Source organism: Rhodoferax ferrireducens T118, assembly GCF_000013605.1.
Lineage (GTDB): Bacteria > Pseudomonadota > Gammaproteobacteria > Burkholderiales > Burkholderiaceae_C > Rhodoferax > Rhodoferax ferrireducens.
This window is the reverse complement of record NC_007908.1, coordinates 2,965,959-2,987,107: the sequence shown is the minus strand read 5'-3', so window position 1 is coordinate 2,987,107 and position 21,149 is coordinate 2,965,959. Positions and strand designations below refer to the sequence as shown.

General features: G+C 59.6%; 17 protein-coding genes, 1 tRNA gene and 2 pseudogenes. 5 read left to right on the top strand and 15 right to left on the bottom strand.

Going from position 1 to position 21,149, the window contains the following annotated elements; all coding sequences use genetic code 11:
• Positions 1-11: 11 nt before the first annotated feature.
• Positions 12-1,352: an HlyD family type I secretion periplasmic adaptor subunit gene (locus tag RFER_RS13725; protein WP_244095725.1), complete on the top strand. Its 1,341-nt coding sequence runs from the start codon at positions 12-14 to the stop codon at positions 1,350-1,352.
• A 243-nt stretch (positions 1,353-1,595) separates the two neighbouring features.
• On the opposite strand, the pseudogene RFER_RS25120 reads toward RFER_RS13725, so the two are convergent.
• From RFER_RS25120 to RFER_RS13700, 6 genes and pseudogenes are all read right to left on the bottom strand, one after another.
• Positions 1,596-1,664 (bottom strand): annotated as a pseudogene (locus tag RFER_RS25120) (hypothetical protein); the annotation flags it as partial.
• Positions 1,665-2,247: 583 nt separating this feature from the next.
• Positions 2,248-2,517: a hypothetical protein gene (locus RFER_RS13720; RefSeq protein ID WP_166485722.1), complete on the bottom strand. Its 270-nt coding sequence runs from the start codon at positions 2,515-2,517 to the stop codon at positions 2,248-2,250.
• Positions 2,514-4,031, bottom strand: a complete 1,518-nt coding sequence (tnpC, locus tag RFER_RS13715) for an IS66 family transposase (protein ID WP_425057087.1) — start codon at positions 4,029-4,031, stop codon at positions 2,514-2,516. The genes RFER_RS13720 and tnpC overlap by 4 nt, the downstream gene beginning before the upstream one ends.
• Positions 4,032-4,115: 84 nt before the next feature.
• Entirely contained in the window at positions 4,116-4,451 is a 336-nt protein-coding gene (gene tnpB / locus RFER_RS13710; protein ID WP_011464991.1) for an IS66 family insertion sequence element accessory protein TnpB, read from the bottom strand.
• An 8-nt stretch (positions 4,452-4,459) separates the two neighbouring features.
• Positions 4,460-4,864 carry a transposase gene (locus tag RFER_RS13705; RefSeq protein WP_011464990.1) on the bottom strand — a complete coding sequence of 135 codons (405 nt, stop codon included), beginning with the start codon at positions 4,862-4,864 and terminating at the stop codon, positions 4,460-4,462.
• Between the two features lie 74 nt (positions 4,865-4,938).
• Positions 4,939-5,784: pseudogene (locus RFER_RS13700) on the bottom strand (transposase); the annotation flags it as partial.
• A 143-nt stretch (positions 5,785-5,927) separates the two neighbouring features.
• Here RFER_RS13700 and RFER_RS25040 point away from each other — a divergent pair.
• A complete protein-coding gene (locus tag RFER_RS25040; protein ID WP_166485721.1) occupies positions 5,928-6,065 on the top strand; it encodes a hypothetical protein in 138 nt (45 codons plus the stop codon).
• Between the two features lie 203 nt (positions 6,066-6,268).
• Here the strand turns inward: RFER_RS25040 and RFER_RS13690 are convergent, their stop codons facing one another.
• The 9 genes from RFER_RS13690 to RFER_RS13650 form a co-directional block, all read right to left on the bottom strand.
• A complete protein-coding gene (locus RFER_RS13690; protein ID WP_011464987.1) occupies positions 6,269-7,471 on the bottom strand; it encodes an OmpP1/FadL family transporter in 1,203 nt (400 codons plus the stop codon).
• A 39-nt stretch (positions 7,472-7,510) separates the two neighbouring features.
• Positions 7,511-8,800: an SGNH/GDSL hydrolase family protein gene (locus RFER_RS13685; RefSeq protein WP_011464986.1), complete on the bottom strand. Its 1,290-nt coding sequence runs from the start codon at positions 8,798-8,800 to the stop codon at positions 7,511-7,513.
• A gap of 584 nt (positions 8,801-9,384) precedes the next feature.
• Positions 9,385-9,460, bottom strand: a tRNA-Thr gene (locus RFER_RS13680).
• A gap of 32 nt (positions 9,461-9,492) precedes the next feature.
• The gene (locus RFER_RS13675) at positions 9,493-10,497 is read right to left on the bottom strand and encodes a class 1 fructose-bisphosphatase (RefSeq protein ID WP_011464985.1); all 1,005 of its coding nucleotides are present in this window, start codon (positions 10,495-10,497) and stop codon (positions 9,493-9,495) included.
• Positions 10,498-10,542: 45 nt separating this feature from the next.
• On the bottom strand, positions 10,543-13,257 hold the full coding sequence (gene pepN, locus RFER_RS13670) for an aminopeptidase N (protein WP_011464984.1): 2,715 nt from the start codon (positions 13,255-13,257) through the stop codon (positions 10,543-10,545).
• Positions 13,241-13,939 carry an HAD family hydrolase gene (locus tag RFER_RS13665; protein WP_011464983.1) on the bottom strand — a complete coding sequence of 233 codons (699 nt, stop codon included), beginning with the start codon at positions 13,937-13,939 and terminating at the stop codon, positions 13,241-13,243. The genes pepN and RFER_RS13665 overlap by 17 nt, the downstream gene beginning before the upstream one ends.
• Positions 13,939-15,043, bottom strand: a protein-coding gene (gene prfB / locus RFER_RS13660) for a peptide chain release factor 2 (protein WP_166485856.1) whose coding sequence is annotated in 2 segments (ribosomal slippage) — positions 13,939-14,961 and positions 14,963-15,043 — 1,104 coding nt in all. Because the reading frame shifts where the segments join, the coding sequence is not laid out codon by codon here. The genes RFER_RS13665 and prfB overlap by 1 nt, the downstream gene beginning before the upstream one ends.
• Positions 15,044-15,149: 106 nt before the next feature.
• The gene (locus RFER_RS13655; RefSeq protein WP_011464982.1) at positions 15,150-16,505 is read right to left on the bottom strand and encodes a hypothetical protein; all 1,356 of its coding nucleotides are present in this window, start codon (positions 16,503-16,505) and stop codon (positions 15,150-15,152) included.
• 107 nt (positions 16,506-16,612) lie between these two features.
• Positions 16,613-17,512, bottom strand: a complete 900-nt coding sequence (locus tag RFER_RS13650) for an alpha/beta fold hydrolase (RefSeq protein WP_011464981.1) — start codon at positions 17,510-17,512, stop codon at positions 16,613-16,615.
• Between the two features lie 25 nt (positions 17,513-17,537).
• Here RFER_RS13650 and RFER_RS13645 point away from each other — a divergent pair, with 25 nt between their 5' ends.
• From RFER_RS13645 to RFER_RS13635, 3 genes are all read left to right on the top strand, one after another.
• Positions 17,538-19,349 carry an acyl-CoA synthetase gene (locus RFER_RS13645; RefSeq protein WP_011464980.1) on the top strand — a complete coding sequence of 604 codons (1,812 nt, stop codon included), beginning with the start codon at positions 17,538-17,540 and terminating at the stop codon, positions 19,347-19,349.
• Between the two features lie 62 nt (positions 19,350-19,411).
• Entirely contained in the window at positions 19,412-20,476 is a 1,065-nt protein-coding gene (locus tag RFER_RS13640; protein WP_011464979.1) for an aldo/keto reductase, read from the top strand.
• Between the two features lie 114 nt (positions 20,477-20,590).
• Positions 20,591-21,076 carry an aminoacyl-tRNA deacylase gene (locus tag RFER_RS13635; RefSeq protein WP_011464978.1) on the top strand — a complete coding sequence of 162 codons (486 nt, stop codon included), beginning with the start codon at positions 20,591-20,593 and terminating at the stop codon, positions 21,074-21,076.
• Positions 21,077-21,149 lie beyond the last annotated feature (73 nt).

Here is a 21,149-nt window from a genome sequence, read left to right as displayed (position 1 = left end):
AAGTTCCCCCAATGAGATTGTTCGCCACCGAGGCGGCCGACTTCACGCCCGATCTGCTGACGATCCAGGAGCAACCGCCCTCGCGGCTGCCCCGTACCGTCGGCTATGTCACGGTGGGCTTGTTTGGCCTATTGCTGGTCTGGGCGACCTTCGGCAAGCTGGACATCATTGCCGGCGCCGAAGGTCGGCTGGTGCCGCGCAACTACAGCCGGGTGCTCCAGCCCGCCGAGGCGGGGATTGTGCGCGAGGTGCTGGTGCGCGATGGCGAAGAAGTCAAGGCCGGCCAGGTGCTGATGCGCATGGATGCCACCACCGCCAGTGCCGACATGGGTACGCTCAAGGCCGATGCCGCGCTGAAAGCCTTGGGCCTGCGTCGCATTGACGCAGAACTGCGCGGCCAGCCGCTGCTGATCGACGTCCGCGACCCACCGGAACTGGCCGTCCAAGTGCTGGCGCAATACCGGGCCAGACGCCAGAGTCACCTGGACGCGCTGGCGCAGGAGCAGGCCACGCTGGAGCGTGCCCAGCACGACCTGATGGCCGCGCGCCAGCAACTGGCCAAGCTGCAGGCCACGGTTCCGTTGTATCAGCAGTCTGCAAACTCCTACGAAAAGCTGGTCAAAGAAGGTTTCGTCTCGGAACTTGGTGCCAACGACAAACTCCGCGAGAGGATCGAAAAGGAGCAGGAGCTCAAGACCCAGGAAGCCAACATGGGCTCAATGACCTCTGCGGTGGAACAGTCGCGCAAGAAACTCGCGCAGATCAAGTCGGGCTATGAAAGCCAACTGCTCAACGAGCGGGTTGAGCTGCAGAGCCAGCAGCAACGCACGGATGGTGAGCTACAAAAACAGGTTTATAAGTCTGGCCTGCTGGCGCTCAAGGCGACGGGCGCCGGCACGATAAAAGATATGGCGACTTATAGCCCGGGCGCAGTGGTGCAACCGGGGGCTGCGCTGCTCAACCTGGTTCCCAAGAATGAACCTCTCTTTGCCGAGGTGGCGATTCACAATGAGGATGTGGGGTTTGTGGCGCCGGGTCAAAGCGTCAAGGTCAAGCTGCAGGCCTATCCGTTCCAGAAGTACGGCATGCTGGACGGAACAGTGGAACTGATCAGTGCCGACTCATCGGCAAACGATCCGCAAAAAGCCACGGCCATGGGACAAAGTCCGCAAAGCTACAAGGCCCTCGTCAAGCTGGCGAGCCAGGAACTGCGGGCATCAAATGGCGAGGTGCTGAAACTGACGCCGGGCATGGTGGTTCAGGCAGAAATCCATCAGGGGCAGCGGACGGTGCTGGAATACTTGTTGTCGCCGGTGCAGAAGGTGGCGCAGGAGGCGGGCCGGGAGAGATAGGCGATTTCCTTGAAAAAGTGCTGTTTGCCCTGCCATGTCGAATGGCGGGTTCCAGGCAGCCTCCCACAGGTGATCGTCTTGGTCCTGAAAGTGGCCCGAATAACCGTCCCAGAAAGCAAGCTGCGCCGGCTTGACGATTGTTGCGCCGGCACGCCTGGGCTGCGCCGTGACGGCATCGACCTCCTCCTGAAAGGTCAGTTGGGCGAAGGCCATCGTAAAGAATTGGTCCAGGCACGAGAAGTCCTTTACCTTGTGTTCGCCCCGGTGCTCGGCCACACAACGGCGAAACGTGCTCAGTGGCAGATAGAGCATGAGTTGCGCAAATACGAGCTTGCCTTGGTGCACGACGATTTTCGGCGGAAACCCGCAAAAGACCGACAGTCTGACGTTCGACGTTCAAATCGAGATCAGACTGAAACACCAAATTCAACAAGTAAATCATTAACTTACGACGTCCTGATGTGCAAATGTTGGGACACTACTGTCCCTACAAATCAACTACTTACTCCACCCTCAACAAATTCAGAATCGGATTTCGAGCCAAATCAGCTCCCTCTCCTCTGAAGAATGTTGGGACACTACTGACTTATTTTTATTTTCTCAAACTCGCCAAGGAGTGCAGCTTGAGGAATATGCCCACGAAATGATTGTTCAAGATGAGTTTCATCTTGATGAAGTGAACAAGATGTTGCGCAGGCCTGGTGCAGTGGAGCCTTTTAAAGAATAATGAGCAGCCGTCCACGCACGAAGTGCAGTAGTGTCTGATGTGAATGGCGAAGTCGTAGGGAGCCAGATGGCAGCGTGATTGGGTATCAGTCCCGGCCCTATCCTGCGATCCACGAATGGATCAGGAAGGGCAGAGAGGATGTACACAAGGTGGACCTATATGCCAAAGTCAGGTGCGCCAGCCATGGGCGGGCACTCTGAGCAGAGTACGCACTGCCCGTTCGCGGGCGCTGGGCGGCGCTACTATGATCTTGGGCAGCAATCGTTGAGCGATCTCGCGCCCTTCGCCATGCCGCACATCAACCTCGCGCACCGCCTGGCCGTTTTCGATCACGAAGGCGATGTCGGCCAGGGCCAGAACGTCGTCGATGTCGTGTGTGATGTAAGCGCCCAGCCAACCCATCTTGACCACAGCGCAGTGGCTGTGTCTGGGAATCAAGTGAATTGAATTTGCGGCTGCCAGCGATGCGGCAACAGTTCATGAATCTGACTTGCCCGCTGCGTAGGCAACCGGGTTAGAACATCCTTGAGGTAGGCAAACGGATCATGCCCATTGAGCCTGGCACTCTGGATCAGACTCATCACAGCTGCACCGCGCTTGCCCGCACGCAGTGAACCCGCAAACAGCCAGTTGTTCCTCCCGATGGCAATCGGACGGATCTGGTTTTCGATGTGGTTGTTGTCCACCGGCAGTTGACCGTCGGAGAGGAAGCGCGTCAGCGCAGACCAGCGCCGCAGGCTGTAATCCAACGCTTTGGCCGTGGCTGAACCATCCGTGATCTTCTGGCGGTTCAGGATCATCCACTGGTGCAAGGCATCCAGCAGTGGTTTTGATTTCTCCTGGCGTATTCGTCGTCGCTCATCGGGAAGCAGTTCTTTGACTTCGCGCTCAATGTCGTAAACCCTGGCGATTTGCTCCAGCGCACTGTGCGCAATCTGGCTCTTGTTGCTGGCATGCAGGTCAAAGAACTTGCGCCGGGCATGGGCCAGACAACCGACTTCGGTCACACCCTGGGCCATCAGTTGCTTGTAACCACTGAAGTCGTCACAGACTAGGCTACCGCGCCAGTCACCCAGAAAGGTCTTGGCATTCTCCCCGGCACGTGATTCGCAGAAGTCATAGACCACCGCCCGGGTGTCCTCGAAGGCACCTGCAGCGTAAGCCCACAGGTAAGAGCGGTGGGTTTTGCCACTTCCCGGCTTGAGCATCTGCACCGGGGTCTCATCGGCGTGCACCACGCTGTGCTGGAGGATGTCGGCCTTCAGTGCATCCACCAAAGGTTGCAACTGCACACCACAGCTGCCCACCCAGGCACCCAGTGTGGAGCGGGCAATGGCCAAACCGGCACGACCAAAGAAGGCCTCCTGGCGGTACAGCGGCAGATGATCGGCAAACTTGGCCACCAGCACCTGGGCCAGCAGACCTGTCGTAGGAATGCCTTTGTCGATGATGTGTACGTCTACTGGGGCCTGGATCAGGGTTTGGCACTTGGCGCAAGCCCATTTGCCGCGCACATGGCGCTCGACACTGAAGACGCCGGGCTGGTAGTCCAGCTTCTCGGCGACATCTTCGCCGATGCGCTTCATTTGGCAGCCGCAAGCGCAGGTGGTGGTGTCGGGTTCGTGGGGGATGTCCACGCGTGGCAGATGAGCCGGTAGCGGCTGGCGTTTGGGTTGTTCCTTGACCCGTACAGGCTTGTCGTCTGAGGCGAGCTGTTCGATCTCGTCGCTCACCGCTTGCAGGTCCTCATCAAGCGTTTCGTCGAGCAGGCTTCTTTGCTCGGCGCTAAAGCGCTCGCTTTGGGCGGCAAACTTCAGGCGTTTGAGGTAAGCATTCTCATGCGTGAGCTTGTCGATGGTGGCTTGTTTGAAGGTCAGTGTCTTGAACAGGGACTGCACCGCTTCGCGCAGTTCGTCTGCACTCATGTGGGGGAGTTGCTCAGAAGCGATCACCATGAAACATAGTGTGCTTCTGGTGAATAAAAAGAACCATTAGTGCTTATCCTTATTGACTTGTTTGCTATGTATTTGGATGATTCAGACCATGGTGATGATGCCTGCATCGCCCAAACGCTGCCAGGGCAGTCCCAGCACCAAAGCATCGAGTTGGGCGCGGTTCAGACTCAATTGTTGCGCTGCACTGCCCAATGGCCAGACAAATTTGCCTTGGTGCAGTCGCCGCGCTGCCAGCCAGATGCCAATGCCGTCATGCACCAGCACTTTCAAACGGTTTGCGCGCTTGTTGGCGAAGAGGTAGGCCGTGTGCGGGTGGGCAGCACCAAACACCCCCACCACGCGGGCCAGCGCTGTGTCCGTGCCAGCTCGCATGTCCATGGGGGTGGTGGCCAGCCAGATGGTCTCGATGCGGATCACTTGAAGGACTACTTGAGAATGGCCCGGGTCCAGCGCGCCAAGTCGGCAGCGGCACTGGCGGGCCAGGTGACGATCATGGAGAGCGCACCCTTGCGAAGTTCTACCTTGATGTCGCAGGCAGTGGGCTCAAGCATGCCGGTGGGTAGCTTCAAGGGGATGAATGCGGGGCCAGGTGAAGTGGGGACAGCGACACCCAACGGATCTGGCCCGATAAGTCGGTGGCGCCCGTCACGCTCATGTTCCTTGAGCCAGCGGTGCAGCACGTTGGCGTTCATGCCGTGTTGCAGGGCTATTGCGGCAATGGAGGCGCCAGGTTGTTGGCAGGCCGCCACCAGTTCGGCCTTGAACTGGCGTGTGTAGGTGCGGTGGGTAGGCCGACTCGAATATCTCGCAAGGTCTGATTCTTTGAGCATGGTGTGCACGATGGGTTGCGTGCACACGATCTTGCAAGATAGAAGAACTCAATTCAAGATGGGTTCACCGCGCGCTTACGATTGAGCTCGAAGACATCTGTCATGGCAAGACGCGCATCAGCATACTTGTCAGGGCCTCGTAGACGGGCCTGGTGATAAAAGTAGGAACTGCGAGCAAGGTCAAGTTCAACAATGAGTACAGACAGCTCATAGGTTTGTCTCAGGGCGTCAACCAATAGCGCCTTCTCCCGGTTGGTCAGGAGCTGTAGGTCGACGCCCAAGTCTTTTTTTAACAGTTCATTGGCTTTCTTTAATAGGTCGTGCTCAAGTTGCAATTGCCGGATGTCTCGTCGAAGCGATTCGACTTGCAACTCCAGCTCCGCACGCTCAGGAGCTGGCGGCGGATCATTGTGGCGTTTCATAGATGTGGGCACCTCGCGACCGAGTAGTTGATTTTTCCACTTGTACAACGTTGGCCGAGTCACGCCAAGCTTTTGAGCAATTGTTTGCGCACTTACCTGCCGAGTGCACAGCTCGATGACTGCCGCTTGCTTTGCCTCTCTTGGGAGCAGCACGGCCTGCGCCTTGCCGACAACTTTTCTCCGTGTTTCGGGGAGCAGCTCGTGGACCCAGGCTGCGAGCGTATCGCGGCACGGATATCCCAGTGCTTTTCGAGTTCCAGCAAGAAAGCGATCGTGGTTTAGGTAATGCTCGACGGCAACTCTTTTCTGTTCGGCTGAGTATTTTGATCTTGACCGCACATGGCCCACCCGCAAATTGCCACCTTGCTCGTATTCTCGATGCCAGCTCTTGAGCGCATTCTTTGTCGGGTAACCCAATTGCCGAATGGTCGCACCTGTGCATTTCCCGAGTTTTGTGTAGAGCCTAACTGCTCGAATGCGATCTTCGTATGAGTACATGAACTACCTTCAAGTAGTCCAAGTTTTCGTCCGCACCGCCCCCTGGTCAAATCTGTATCGGCACCAAAAAATTTGCAAAGAGTGGATTTTTGGCAATGTTTTGAACCGAGGCAATTGACCTCGTTCACTACAGGAGCAGAACCATGGAATCGTCAAGTCAAGCCGTCTCGCCGCGACGTCAACGCATGATCGAGGACATGCGCGTGCACAAGCTTTGCGAAAAGACCCAGATCACCTATATCCGCGCTGTGCGCATATTCGCTGTACATCTCAAGCGCTGACCCGACACCGCCAGCGTTGAAGAACTGCGGCGCTTTCAGTTGCACTTGGTTGATCAGGGCACCTCGCCCACCACGCTCACGGGACTGAAGCTCTTCTTCGACATTACTTTTACTTGTGGCGAGTTGATGGCCGAGATGCAACCGGTGCGGGTTCGCCCTGCAATGGGTGTCTCTGTCCCGATTGCCCTTGCTCAGGTCATTTTTTAAAAGCTATAGGTATATTGCACACTGAGGATATCGACCGCGTTCTTGTATGTTCCAACCAGAGCAGGGGCAGGCGTTGGCGAGTTGATCGAGGAATCTCTCAGGAATAAATGTGAATACCCGACATCAATCGCGCTGGTCACCGACGGCTTGTACTGTCCGCCAAATGACAGCCAAGTGCGGCTGTTGTCCGGAATTCGCGCGGTTCGAAATTCATCCGAAACAGGTGCTTGGTCATAAGCCAGGCCGGCACGGGCCAACCAGTGCTGGTTGTAATGATACGTTGCGCCAACCGCTACCCGTACGGTGTCTTTCCAGTTTTCAGGCGTGTTCGAGATGGTCACACCCGTCCCGTCCACAATCTTCACCTGCTTGAACGAACTCCATCCCGTAAACGTGACATCGGCCATGACATCCCATTTATCACTGTATTGATGGAAGCCGCTGATTGACAAGCTGTCAGGCAGTTTTATATTTAGCGACACCGGCCCGTTTGCGAAGGGCAGCGAAGTGGCCACAGAGCCGCTCAAGGTATAGCTCATCGTGGAACGATAGGCCACTCCGATGCGTGTGGTGGAATCCACCTGATACAACGCGCCCAGGTTGTAACCCCAGGTACTGTCGGAGCCATTGATGACCGCAACGCCGATAGCGCCCCCTTGATCTTGGGACAATTCGCCCTTGATGTGCTGGTAATCCAGTCCTCCACCAATGCTCAGCTTGTCATTAACCTGGTAAGACAGTGACGGATTCACGTTCACGGTTTCGAGCTTTGACTTGATCGCCTGCTGTTTGCCGACCCAGTTCGCGTCATATTCGGTCTGCAACCCGAACGGTGCGTTGACACCCAGGCCGAATCTCAGGGCGGGGTTCACTTCCATCACAAAATAGCCATTCGGGACGATCGCGGTGCCGCCCGCATCGCCCCCGCTGGGAACGCCCGCAGCAGAAGTATATTTAGCCGAGGGTGTGATCGCATGCGCAGTGATCGCAATTTGCTTGCCACTCAAACGCGACATCCCAGCAGGATTGAAGAACACCGTCGAGGCATCATCGGCGATCGCCGCTCCGCCCGCAAAAGCATTGCCCATTCCGCTGGCGCTTTGTTCGATCAATGCGAACCCGGATGCTGCGGCGCTTCCGGACATCACCAACAACGCACCAGCCACTGACAGACTTACCATTGTTTGTTTGAATTTCATGATCTCCACTCCCAATTTGTGTAAGAACGACTAAACAAATCAGTACCAACCCTTGGTGGTCATCTGCTGCAACACATAGGTCGCAAACAGCAGGTAACCGTAAGGTGTCGGATGCTGGTCATCGGCAAACAGGTAATGGGAATCCGCCGTTTGTCCAGCAATCAAAGTGCTTGCATTGCAAAGCAGGGCCCGATTCTGAGGGGTCAGAGCAGGGTCACACGCTTGGGCTTTTGTATTAGTCAAGAGATATTTCGCCGGGTTTGTGATTTCGTCTTTGATGGATGTATATGTATCCAGGTAAATGACATTTGCATTGCCAGGCAAGGCAGTCAGGCCTGCTTTCAATGTTGAATTGAAGGTGATCACCATTGCATCTACAAGGCTCTTTTGTGCAGCCGAATATGCTGCGAGTGCTGGTATATCGGCCAGGTCAGGAATACTCGCAACCAGCACATATTTTGCACCCTTGGCAAGAATCAGCGTATTCACATTGTTCACCAGATCGGAAGCTGCCGTTGCCATAGCCGTCACAGCCGCCGCCACAGCGGGACCGGTTGGTGACAGATAGGTATTCGCTGCGGCGGCACCTACAGTTGGTGTCAATTCGGCAACCGCTGTAGAAACACAATTGCTGGCCTGAGGGTTTGCTGGAATACAAGTTCCAGCCAAGATGTCAGCTTGAATTTGCGCAGGAACCGCTGCAGTTACTGCGGCAGTAGCTGCGGCTTTAGCGCCACCAACCAACAGAGTCAGTTGGAGTGTCACTTCATTTGCGCCAACCACCACAGACACCAATTCGTTGCCGCTGAAACTGCCACCATGGTCAGCAAGATAATTGTTGATTTGCGTAACAACTGGATAAGTCAGCTCAGCGCCCCCTAAACCGGATGCGGCGCCGTAGGTTCCGTAATGTGTGTTGTGAACTCCGTACGGATTAGTTACAAGAGCGCCACCTTGGGCATAGCCATTACATCCCGGATGGGATACCACCGGTACAGACAGTGCTTCAGCGCCAGCTGTATCAATCAAACCCGTCACAGCCGCACACGGTGCAGGCAATCCCAAATTCATGGCGACGACTTCAGTCCAATTGACGATATTGTTGCCATTGGCGGCCTTGCCATTTGCACTGGCACCATTGATGCTGAAGTGCCCGCCACCCGCTGCGGCAACAAACCCAACATTGTAAGTTCCAACATCGCTCAAACTGTCGCCGAACGAAACTTGCGCGGCGAATTTCGGCTTGGCGGGCACATCGCTGTCTCCCCCGCCGCAACCCGCCAGAATAGTGGCCATTAGCAAAATCGAACCGAACTTGATTTGACTCATTTGAAATCTCCCTGGATGATTGATATTCCAAACAAACTGCAAGATGTGTACTGAAATGGGGAAAAACAGTGTACTCCGTTACTGCCGACGACGCGTTGAAAAGTTCGGCTCATTTGTGCCGGTGCAGACGTGATCACTCCTACATGCTTGCTCACTTGCGCCGACCCTGAATAGCGCAGGCACGAATTCTCGTCACCGGTGGTGATCGTGAAGAAGCGCCAGGTTGCGGTGATGCATTAGGCGACATCTTCAACAACCAACCGACGGCCGGGCTATTGAATTGAATGTCGTATGAAGCAGGCAGTTCGGATGGGTGGAAGTCGCCAATGTGTCTTCAGTCGTCAGTCAGAAGCATGCCTTGACCATCAACGAGCGCCGTCTGGCATCTTGCCCTGCCCTGCATCGGGAAATGCGCTTAGGGGCTGTTCTGGTGAGGCCACCACCATGACAGTGACGGGCGCGTGCTGAGTTTGGGGTTGGCTACATGGTGGCTACACGGTACAAACCAAAGTACCGCAGTCTGTAAATGCCCCAAAGAGAAAGGGTTTGCTGCTAAGTTAATAGCAACAAACCCTTGAATCTATTGGTGCCGGAGAGATGAATCGAACACCCGACCTTCTCATTACGAATGAGCTGCTCTACCGACTGAGCTACACCGGCTAATCACCAAGTCGGCAATTATAGCGGGCTGCTTACGCTTCGCCGTGGTAGCGGGCAATGCGTTCCACTTCATTTTTGGAGCCCAAAAACACGCTCACGCGCTCGTGCAGTTTGCCGGGCTGAAGGTCCAGAATGCGCTGTTTGCCGGTGCTGGCGGCGCCGCCGGCTTGTTCTATCAGCCAGGCCATGGGGTTGGCTTCGTACATCAGGCGCAGCTTGCCGGGCTTCTCGGGCTCGCGCTTGTCCCAGGGGTACAGGAAGACGCCGCCACGGGTGAGGATGCGGTGCACGTCGGCCACCATGCTGCCGACCCAGCGCATGTTGAAGTCCTTGCCGCGCGGGCCGTCTTTGCCTTGCAGGCACTCGTCAATGTAGCGTTTTACCGGGGTGTCCCAATGGCGCTGGTTGCTCATGTTGACGGCAAATTCCTGGGTGTCGACAGGCACCCGCATGTTTTCTGCGGTCAGGATGAAGGACCCCTGCTCACGGTCCAGGGTAAACATGGCAACGCCGTCGCCGACCGTCAGTACCAGCGTGGTTTGCGGCCCGAACACGCAGTAACCGGCGGCGACCTGCTGGTTGCCGGGTTGCAAAAAGTCCTGCTCCAGCACCCCCTGGCCGTCCGGCTTGACCAGCACGCTGAATATGGTGCCGATGCTCACGTTCACGTCGATGTTGCTGGAGCCGTCCAGCGGGTCAAACATCAGCAGGTATTCGCCTTGCGGGTAACGGTTGGGCACGATGTAGATGCCGTCCATCTCCTCGCTCGCCATGGCGGCCAGATGACCGCCCCATTCGTTGGCCTCGATCAGCACTTCGTTGGCGATGATGTCGAGCTTTTTTTGCATCTCGCCCTGGATGTTCTCGGTCTCGGCGCTGCCCAGTACGCCACCCAGTGCGCCTTTGTTGACGGTCAGGCTGATGCGTTTGCAGGCGCGTGCCACCACTTCAAGCAGCAGGCGCAACTGGGCGGGAATATGGCCTTCCATGCGTTGCTGCTCGACCAGGTAGCGGGTGAGGGAAATTCTTTTATTCATGGGCACTTTTGGGGCAGGTAAATGGGGTGTGGGCTGGCGCAAGGCTCAGTCGGCCAGCGCGCGGCTGACCACTTCGCGCACGTCGTTGCTCAGCTCAAGCTTGTCGGCGACCCGTTCAATCGCCTGGCGGGCCGAGCTGCGATAGGGCTCCGCCAGTTTTTTCCAGCGGTCCAGTGCACGCGCCAGGCGGGCGGCGACTTGCGGGTTGATGCGGTCGAGCTCCAGCACCCGCTCGCTCCAGAACACATAACCGGCCGCGTCCGCGCGGTGGAAGGCGCCCGGGTTGGCGCTGCAATAACTGAAGATGACGCTGCGCGCCCGGTTCGGGTTGCGCAGATTGAAGTCCGGGTGCTTGAGCAGCTGGCGCACCGCCGGCAGCACCTGGCCGCCCCGGTCGCAGCTGCCCGCTTGCAGCGCAAACCATTTGTCCAGCACCAGTTCTTCGTTTTTGAACAGGGTATGAAATTGAGCCAGCGCCGGCGTGGCGAGTGCGTGGCCGCTGTTGACGAGCGCGGTCAAGGCATTGAAGCGGTCGGTCATGTTGTCGGCGTCCTTGAAGCGCTGGTAGGCCTTGCCCGGCCAGACGCTGTCGCCGCTGTCTCGGGCCGCCAGACACAGTTGCGTCAGCGCCAGCCCCGTCAGGGCACGGCGCCCCGAGGACACGGTGTCGGGGCGGTAGGCACCGTTAGGGGCGTGGGCTTCAAACGCCCACTGCCAATCCGCCGCCAGCGCGCTGGCCAGCTGCGCGCGCATGGCTTCGCGCACCGCGTGGATGCGCTGCGGGTCCGCCACCTCAAGCTGTTCGGCGATGTAGATCTCGGAGGGCAGGGTGAGCACCAGTTCCTTGAAGGCCGCATCCAGCGCGGGGTGGCGCAGCACCGAACGCATGGCTTCAATATAGGCGTCATTTAAGGGTGTAGCCCCCGTCAACAGGGCATCATCAGCTATTAATTGAATAGCACTTCGCAGCGCCAGACGTTGCCCGGCTTCCCAGCGGTTGAAGGGATCGGGGTCAAAGGCCAGCAGGGTCAGCAACTGGGCGTCGCTGTAGTCAAAGTCCAGCAGCACGGGCGCGCTAAAACCGCGCAGGATGGAGGGCACCGGTTCCTCGGCCACGTTGACGAAGGTGATGGACTCATCTGCCTGCGTCATGACCAACAGGCGGCTGCCACGCTCTGACGTGCTGCCGTCCTGCAACTGCAGCGGCAGGTCGGCGCCGCTGCTGCCCACCAGGCCCAGGCTGACCGGAATCACAAACGGTTCCTTCGCCTCTTGCCCGGGCGTGGCGGCGCAGCTTTGACTCAAATTGAGCGTGTAGGTTTGCGCCGCCGCGTCATAGCTGCCCTTGGCCTGCAGGCGCGGTGTGCCGGCCTGGCTGTACCAGCGCTTGAATTGCGGCAGCAGTTTGGACAGGGCGGAGTCGGGGTTGGCGTCGGCAATGGCTTGCGCAAAATCGTCGCAGGTGACCGCGCTGCCGTCATGGCGCGCAAAGTACAGGGAGATGCCTTTGGCAAAACCAGCGCGGCCCACCAGCGTTTGCATCATGCGCACCACTTCAGCACCTTTTTCATAGATGGTGACGGTGTAGAAGTTGTTGATCTCGATATAGCTGTCGGGGCGCACCGGGTGTGCCATCGGGCCGGCGTCTTCCGGGAACTGGGCGGTGCGCAGCACGCGCACGTCCTCGATGCGCTTGACCGCGCGGGCCGATGCGTCAGCGCACAGGTCCATGCTGAACTCCTGGTCGCGGAACACCGTCAGGCCTTCTTTCAAGGAGAGCTGAAACCAGTCGCGGCAGGTGATGCGGTTGCCGGTCCAGTTGTGAAAGTATTCGTGGCCGACCACGCTTTCGATGTTCGAAAAATCGGCATCGGTGGCGGTGGCCTGGTTCGCCAGCACGTACTTGGTGTTGAAGATATTGAGGCCCTTGTTTTCCATGGCGCCCATGTTGAAGTCGCTGGTGGCCACGATCATGAAGCGTTCCAGGTCCAGCGCCAGGCCAAAGCGCGCTTCGTCCCAGACCACGGAGGCCATCAGCGAATGCATGGCGTGTTCGGTTTTGTCCATGTCGCCGGGGCGCACATAGACCTGCAACAAATGCTCTTTGCCGGCGCGGGATGTGATGCGCTGCTCGCGGCAGACCAGTTGGCCTGCCACCAGCGCAAACAGGTAGCACGGTTTTTTGTGCGGATCGACCCAGGTTGCAAAGTGGCGGCCCTCATTGCCCGTGCCTTCCAAAGCGCCGGAATCCATCAGGTTGCCGTTGGACAGCAACACCGGGTATTTTTGTTGGTCGGCGCGCAGCGTCACGGTGTAGTTGGCCATCACATCCGGGCGGTCCAGAAAATAGGTGATGCGCCGGAAACCCTCGGCTTCGCACTGGGTGAAGAACGAGTCGTTGCTGACGTACAGGCCCGACAGGCTGGTGTTTTTCAAAGGCTCGCAGGTGGTGAAGATTTCCAGTTCAAACGCGCCTTCCAAAGGCAGGTTTTCCAGCACCAGCTTGCCGCCGTCGAGCTTGAACGAGGCGCCCTGGCCATTGACCAGCACACGCGCCAGATTCAGCGATTCACCGTCAAGCCTCAAAGGCTGCACGCTCACGTCCGGGTTGCGGCGCAGTGTCATCTTGTTGAGCACGCGGGTCTTGGCCGGGTCCAGGTCAAACGTCAGGTGAACGCTGTCGATCCAGAACGCCGGGGCGCTGTAGTCGGCGCGGCGAATCACCGCGGCCGGGCCGTTTGAGTCACGAAGTTGCAACATGCAGGTTCTCCAGAAATTTCGAGTTCATTAATTCGTTGTAGTCACGCACGCTGGCAACGACGTGGGGTCCAGCCAGTTGCGCTGGCGTGTGGGTGCTACAAATGGCCACTGCGCGCATGCCGGCGCGGTGTGCGGCTTCAATGCCGAATGGCGAATCTTCAAAGACAATACAGGCTCTGGCCCCCGTATTCATTCGCTTTGCAGCTTCTAGAAATATAGCGGGCTCGGGCTTGCCGGGCAAGCCTTCGTCGCCGCCCACGATGGCGTGCGGCGAGCTTGGCAACTGGAGGTGCGACAATACAAAGGCAATGTTGTCCTGATCACCGGCGGTGCCGACAGCCACTTTCAAACCCCGGGCCAGCGCCTGCCCGGAGAAGGTCTTGAAGCCGGCCACCTCGGTGAAGATGGGGCCGAAGAGTTCGCGGTAGAGCCGCTCTTTTTCGGCAATCAGGGTCCATGCCTCAGCGTCGGGAATGTCACGTTGAAACAGCTCGCGCATGCATTCGGCGCCGTTGCGCCCGGTGGTGCGGCGCATCAGGTCATCCAGATCGAACTCCAGGTTGTGCCGCCTGGCAAACACCTGCCAGCTTTGCGCGTGGCTGGGCATGGAGTCGATCATGGTGCCGTCCATGTCGAAGATCAGGGCTTCAACCGCGTGCAGCGGTGCGCTTGCATCCGTCATCAAACGCCCATCTTCAACGAGGCTTGAATGAACGGGTCCAGATCGCCGTCCAGCACCTTCTGCGTGGCCGATGTTTCGTAGTTGGTGCGCAGGTCCTTGATGCGGCTGTTGTCCAGCACGTAAGAGCGGATCTGGTGGCCCCAGCCCACATCGGTCTTGGTGTCTTCAAGCTTTTGCTGTTCCTCCTGCTGCTTGCGCATCTCAAAGTCGTAGAGCTTGGAGCGCAGGCGTTTCCAGGCCACTTCCCGGTTGCCGTGCTGGCTGCGCCCGTCCTGGCACTGCACCACGATGTTGGTGGGGATGTGCGTCAGGCGCACGGCAGAGTCGGTTTTGTTGATGTGCTGACCGCCGGCGCCGCTGGCGCGGTAGGTGTCGACCCGCACGTCGGCGGGGTTGATGTTGATCTCGATGGAGTCGTCAATTTCCGGGTACACAAAGACCGACGCGAACGAGGTGTGGCGCCCCCCGGAAGAGTCAAACGGGCTCTTGCGCACCAAACGGTGCACGCCGGTCTCGGTCCTGAGCAGACCAAAGGCGTATTCGCCTTCAATCTTGATGGTGGCGCCCTTGATGCCCGCCGTGTCACCCGGGGTTTCGTCTTCCAGGGTGGTGGTGAAACCCTTGCGCTCGGCGTAGCGCAGGTACTGGCGCAGCAGCATGCTGGCCCAGTCGCAGGCTTCGGTGCCGCCCGCGCCGGCCTGAATGTCCAAAAAGCAATTCAAGGGATCGGCCGGGTTGTTGAACATGCGACGGAACTCCAGCCCTTCAACCAGGGCGGCCAGGCGCGCGGTGTCGGCCTCGATGGTCAGCAGGCCGGCTTCGTCGCCGTCCTCCTTGCTCATCTCGAACAGCTCGCTGTTGTCAGCCAGTTCACGCGCCAGATCCGTCAGCGTGATCACCACGCCATCGAGCGCTTTTTTCTCGCGGCCCAGTTCCTGGGCGCGTTTGGGGTCGTTCCAGACCGTGGGGTCTTCGAGTGAGGCGTTGACGGTCCTCAGGCGTTCCGCTTTGGCATCGTAGTCAAAGATACCCCCGTAAACTGAGCGCGCGTGCGCTCAGGTCGGAGAGTTGGGTGCCGATGGCGTTGATGCGTTCTGCTTCGATCATGGTGGGGCCTGTGAATTCAATTGAAAATAATCGCGTATTTTCTCACGCCACCCCGCGGCCAGGCCGCGCACAGCCTCAACAGCCTTTCAACGCGATTTCAAACTCACCCGCCGAACAGCCCCTTGAGTGCCCGGCCCACATCAGGCAAGCCGGGAATGGCCGGTGTTTTGGGCTTTTCGGGTTCAGCTCCAGGTTGGGGCGCGCCGGGGTTGTCCTGCGGCTGGCTGGCACTACCCGACCTGCTGGCGCGAGGCTGGCCACGCGCGCCATCCTCCCCCAGAGTCGCCATGGCCATGGATTTGACGCGTATCTTGGCGACCCATTCGGGCTCCCAGGCAATGCGTTTGTCGCTCGGGCGCGGCGGATGCGCCAGATTGAGTTCCTGCCCGTAAGCAATGCCGCGCAGCATGGCACCTTGCGCCTTGGCAAAAATGCCGGCCGGAATGGCGCATTGGGTTTGGCTGGCGGGCAACAGCACTTTTTCTTTCAGCCACTTGTCCACATTGGCGTTGCTGGCGTAGTCCATCAAACCCCAACCGGGCTCGGGCAGCTCGGAAGAACTCCAGATCACCATTTCCGCTTCGCCCGCGTTGTCGCTGCCACTCATCGCGTTCAGAAAGTAGGCGCGCGCTGTGGGCAGGCCCGGCCAACTGACGTTGGTGGCGCTGGCGCCGCCGCCCCGGTTGGCCAGTGCCAGCTTGGGCATGAAATCCTGCGCCTGACCGACGGCAAATTTGAGACTGGCGGGCAGGCCCTCGCCGGACAGGGCATGTTCACCCGTCAGAGACGCATTGGCCGGCACCTTCTGGCGCTGCTTTTCATTCGGCCAGATGGCATGGCCCGGCGTCGCCTTGGCACCGGTGTCACGCACCGCCCGGCCCATCATGAATTTGCCATAGTCCTCCATCCCGGTCTTGGCAAAGTCCAGCACCCGGGGCTGGCCGGCGCGCACGGTTTCGCTGCAACCCCAGTAAAACAGGATCCGGCCCTTGGGGCGCTCCGGCATCTCGTCGGCACTTTCGCGCCCTGTTTTGTGGACGCTGGGTTGCGCCTCAACCGGCAGCAACAGCAGGCTGGGGCCCATGTTCTGGCCCGCCGGAATGGTTTGGGTGGCCTCGGTGCCGGCCGGTTTGCGCTGCGTCACAACCGCCAGATCGAGCCAGCGCCCCGGCATCATGCCGCGCGTGGCGCCAAAGCTGACGCCGCTCATGCCCGGCATCCCGGTCATGCCGCCCATCATGCCGCCCAGTGCACCCATGTCCGGCACGTCGGGCATCTCGTCCATGCCGGCCATGGACAGGGTGGCGACATCCATCCAGTACTGCGCGACCGGCGGCTTGACCACCTGGGTCTGCGCCCAGGCGTTGGCACCTGGCACCAGCGCCGCGCAAGCGAGGGCAAAGGTAAGGGGCGACACGCGCGCGCCGCGCGCCGGCAAAGACAAATGCCTTGTTTTCATGGTCAGACTCCGCAAAGTGGTTGGGGCAGGAGGCAGAAAAACCGCCAGCCTACCACCGGGTGTCTGTGGCCGCTATTGATATTTATCGTGCCCGCGGCGCAAGGGTGTCACAAAAAACGCTCGATCAGTTCGGCCAGCTGCTTCGGCTGGTCATGGTGCAGCATGTGGCCGGCGTCCTCGACGCGGACGATTTCCAGTTGCGGCACCACCCGCAGCCGTTCATGGTGCTCGGCCAGCGTGAATTTACCCTTCCACCACTGGCCCATGCTGTCGCTTGATGCCTCGACCATCAACACCGGCATGCTGATGCGCGCATAAATGGCCTGCACTTCTTCCAGCCGGTAGAGCTGGGCGTGCGACACCTTGTGCGCCGGGTCGCCCAGGATCGCCCACTTGCCTTGCGCGTCTTGCTGCGCCCAGTGTTGCGCCAGCCAGTTGGCCTTGTCCAAGCCCAAACGCGGGTTGGTCTTCATCAGGCGGCGCGCCACGCCGTCCACGGTGTCGTAAGCCTTGAGCGCCAGCTCGCCGCGATGCAGCTTCTTCAAATCATCCATCCAGTGGGCATATCGGCCCGGTGCCTCGTCGGGCGTGGTGGCGGGCAGGCCAAAACCCTCCAGATTGACCAGGCGGCGGATGCGCTGCGGGCGCACCCCCGCGTACAGCATGGCCACATTGCCGCCCATGCTGTGACCGACCAGATTGACCTGGCTGTTTGGCGCGTAATGGTCGAGCAGAAAGTCCAGATCGGCCAGGTAGTCGGGAAACCAGAAGTTGTCCACGCCACCGGAGGGCGTCTGGCCATAACCGCGCCAGTCGGGTGCGATCACGTAATGGTCGTGGCTGAGCGCATCCACCACAAACTGGTAGCTGGCGGCCACATCCATCCAGCCATGCACGATCACCAGCGGTGTCTTGTCAGGGGCAGGCTCGCCCCACACCCGTACGTGGTATTGCAGATTGCGGATCGGGACAAACTCGCTATGAGAAATTCTTTTGACTTGGTACATTCAGCTGATCATAAGGAGACTTGCCATGCGCGTCAGTCAAGCCAGCGACAAATCACCGGCCTCACCACCGCAGGCCTATACCCGGCTGCACAGCCACTTCAGGTGGCAGGTGCCCGAGCAGTTCAACATCGCCCAGGTTTGTTGTGCGCGCTGGGCGGCGCAGCCAGACGCTACCAAAAAAGTAGCTATTTGCGCTTACGAGACGGGGGCTAGCGGCCAGTTTTATACTTATTCTGAACTGCAGGCGCAGGCCAACCGCTTGTCCAACGTGCTCACGGCATTGGGGGTAGGGCGGGGCGACCGGGTCGCGATTGTGATGCCGCAGTGCTTCGAGACCGCCGTGGCCTACGTGGCGGTGCTGCAAATGGGCGCGGTGGCGATGCCGTTGTCGATGCTGTTTGGCCCGCAGGCGCTGGAGTTTCGCCTGCATGACGGCGAAGCCGTGGTGGCCATTGGCGCCGCCAGCGCGCTGGAAGGCTTGCAGGCGGTGCGAGCCAACTGCCCGGTGCTGCACTACGTGCTGGGCGTGGGCGATCTGGAGGCCACCGACCAGCGAGCCGACCTCAATTACGCGCTGGCGCTGGCGCAGGAGGACGCGCACTTCACGCCGGTCGCCACGCTGGCCGAGGAGGCCGCCGTGTTGATCTACACCAGCGGCACCACCGGCAACCCCAAGGGGGCGCTGATCCCCCACCGCGCCCTGATCGGGAACCTGACCGGTTTTGTCTGCAGCCAAAACTGGTTTGGTTTTGATCCCGCCGCCAACCCGGCCAGCGCGGGGCTAGGCGATTTGCCCGTGGGCTCGGACGCCGTCTTCTGGAGCCCGGCCGACTGGGCCTGGACCGGCGGCCTGATGGATGCCCTTTTGCCCACGCTTTACTTTGGCCGCACGATCGTGGCGTACAACGGCCGCTTCAGCCCGCAAACGGCGCTGGAGCTGATGCGCGACTGCCATGTGACGCACACGTTTTTGTTTCCGACCGCACTCAAGGCCATGATGAAGGCTTATCCGGGCAGCGCGCGCCACACCGTGCGCCAGCAGTTCAAGCTACAACTGCAAGCCATCATGAGCGCGGGCGAGGCGGTGGGTGACGCGGTATTTGACTATTGCCAGCAGCAATTGGGTGTGACGGTCAACGAGATGTTTGGCCAGACCGAGATCAACTACATCGTCGGCAATTGTTCTGCCCAATGGCCGCCCAAGCCTGGCAGCATGGGCATGGGCTACCCCGGTCATCGGGTGGCGGTGATAGACGATGCGGGCGCCGAGTGCCCGGTGGGTGTGGCCGGTGACGTGGCTTTGAACCGGTTTGACCGGCACGGTGATGCGGACCCGATTTTCTTTTTGGGCTACTGGAAAAACGAGAGTTCAACCCGTGCCAAATTCACCGGCGACTGGTGCCGCACCGGCGATCTGGCGCTGCGTGACGCCGACGGTTACCTGTGGTACCAGGGCCGTGCCGATGACGTGTTCAAGGCCGCCGGTTACCGCATCGGCCCCGGCGAGATCGAGAACTGCCTGGTCAAGCATCCGGCGGTGGCCAACGCCGCCGTGGTGCCCAAGCCGGACCCGGCACGCGGTTCAGTGGTCAAGGCCTATGTCGTGCTGGCTCCTGATTTTATAGCTGCTCGCCCTTTGGATACGGTGGCTAGGGCCGAGTTTGATCTAAAACTCGTGGCACAGCTGCAAGCCCACGTCAAAGGCATGCTGGCGCCGTACGAGTACCCGAAAGAGATTGAATTCATCGATGCCCTGCCCATGACCAGCACCGGCAAGGTGCAGCGGCGGGTGTTGCGGCTGCAGGAGGAGCAGCGCGCCCAACAACGGGCGGGCTGAAGTGCAGCAGCAGGAGAAACCGTAAACTCATGGCTGAATAAATTACGCACCTTCTCCGCACCATGAAAACCATTCAACTTGGGTCTAGCGACCTTTCCGTCACCCCGATCTGCCTGGGCACCATGACCTTTGGCGAGCAAGTCGACGAGGCCACCGCCTTTGCCATCCTGGACCGCTCGCTGGAGCGCGGGGTCAACTTTCTGGACACGGCCGAGATGTACGCCGTGCCGCCGCGCGCCGCCACCTTCAATGCCACTGAAATCATCCTTGGCAACTGGCTGGCCCGGCGCCCCGGTGCGCGGCAAAAGCTGGTGCTGGCCACCAAAGTGGCCGGCCCGGCGCGCAGCATGCCGTGGATTCGCGGCGGCAGCGCCGACCTGACCGGTGCCGACATCCTCGCTGCCTGCGACGGCAGCTTGAAGCGCCTGCAAACCGATGTGATTGACCTGTACCAGATTCACTGGCCGGTGCGCTCGGTGCCTGCGTTTGGCGGCATTTATTACCAGCCAGCACGCGCAGATGAGGGCACGTCCATGCACGCCCAGCTTGAGGCCCTGCACACGCTGGTGCAGGCGGGCAAGGTGCGCGCGGTGGGCCTGTCCAATGAAACGCCTTATGGCGTGCATGAGTTTGTTCGCCTGGCCGACCAGTATGGTTTGCCGCGCGTGGCCACGGTGCAAAACGCGTATTGCCTGCTGAACCGCAGCGTGGAAAACGCACTGGACGAAACCATGCACCACCTCAAGGTGTCGCTGCTTGCATATTCACCGCTGGCTTTTGGCCTGCTGACCGGCAAGTACGACGACTGCGGCTTGACCGGCCCGGATGCGCCAGCACAGGCCCGTATCACCAGATATGAATCGACCCGCAAGCAGCGCTGGGGCCGACCGGAGGCTTTGATGGCGGCACGGCGCTACAGCGCGCTGGCCCGTGCGCACGGCTTGAGCCCGACGCAGTTGGCGCTGGCTTTTTGCTACACCAAATGGCAGGTGGCCAGCACCATCATTGGGGTCACCTCGGTGGCGCAACTCGATGAAGACCTGGATGCCTGGGGCACCACGCTCAGCCCCGAACTGTTGAAACAGATTGACGCCCTGCGTTGGGAACTGCGCGACCCGGCGCAGTAATTCCACTTCTACTTCAATGCGATACGTCGTTGCCCCGCTTTGCCGTGCTAAAGCACTGTCTACAGCGGTGCGCCTAGTCTCACATCGAATTAGAAATGGAATAAGGTAACCAAGATGGCGAAGCACGTCAGCCTGACGCCCGCCACCCAATTGCTCAAGCGCAGCAAGGTGGCGTTTACCGAGCATCCGTATGAGTACCTGGAGCACGGCGGCGCTTTGCACAGTGCCTCCGAGCTCGGCTGGGATCCCTACACGGTGGTTAAAACGCTCATCATGCAAGACCAGGATGCCCGCCCGCTGGTGGTGTTGATGCACGGCAACCGCAAGGTCTCGACCAAAAATCTGGCGCGTCAGATCGGCGTCAAATCGGTGGAACCCTGTGCGCCCGAGGTGGCGAATCGGCACAGCGGTTATCTGGTGGGCGGCACCTCGCCGTTTGGCACACGCCGCGTCATGCCGGTGTTTATGGAGTCCAGCATTCTGGCCCTGCCAAAAATCCTGATCAATGGCGGGCGCCGGGGCTATCTGGTCGGGTTGGACCCGCAGGTGTGTGTGGATTTGTTGGGCGCCAAGCCGGTGCAGTGCGCACTGGTGGACTGAGTGCACGCGCGGGCTGGCAGAATAGACGCCTCGCACACCAGGCCTGGCGAATGCGACAGCAGGAGAATTTTTT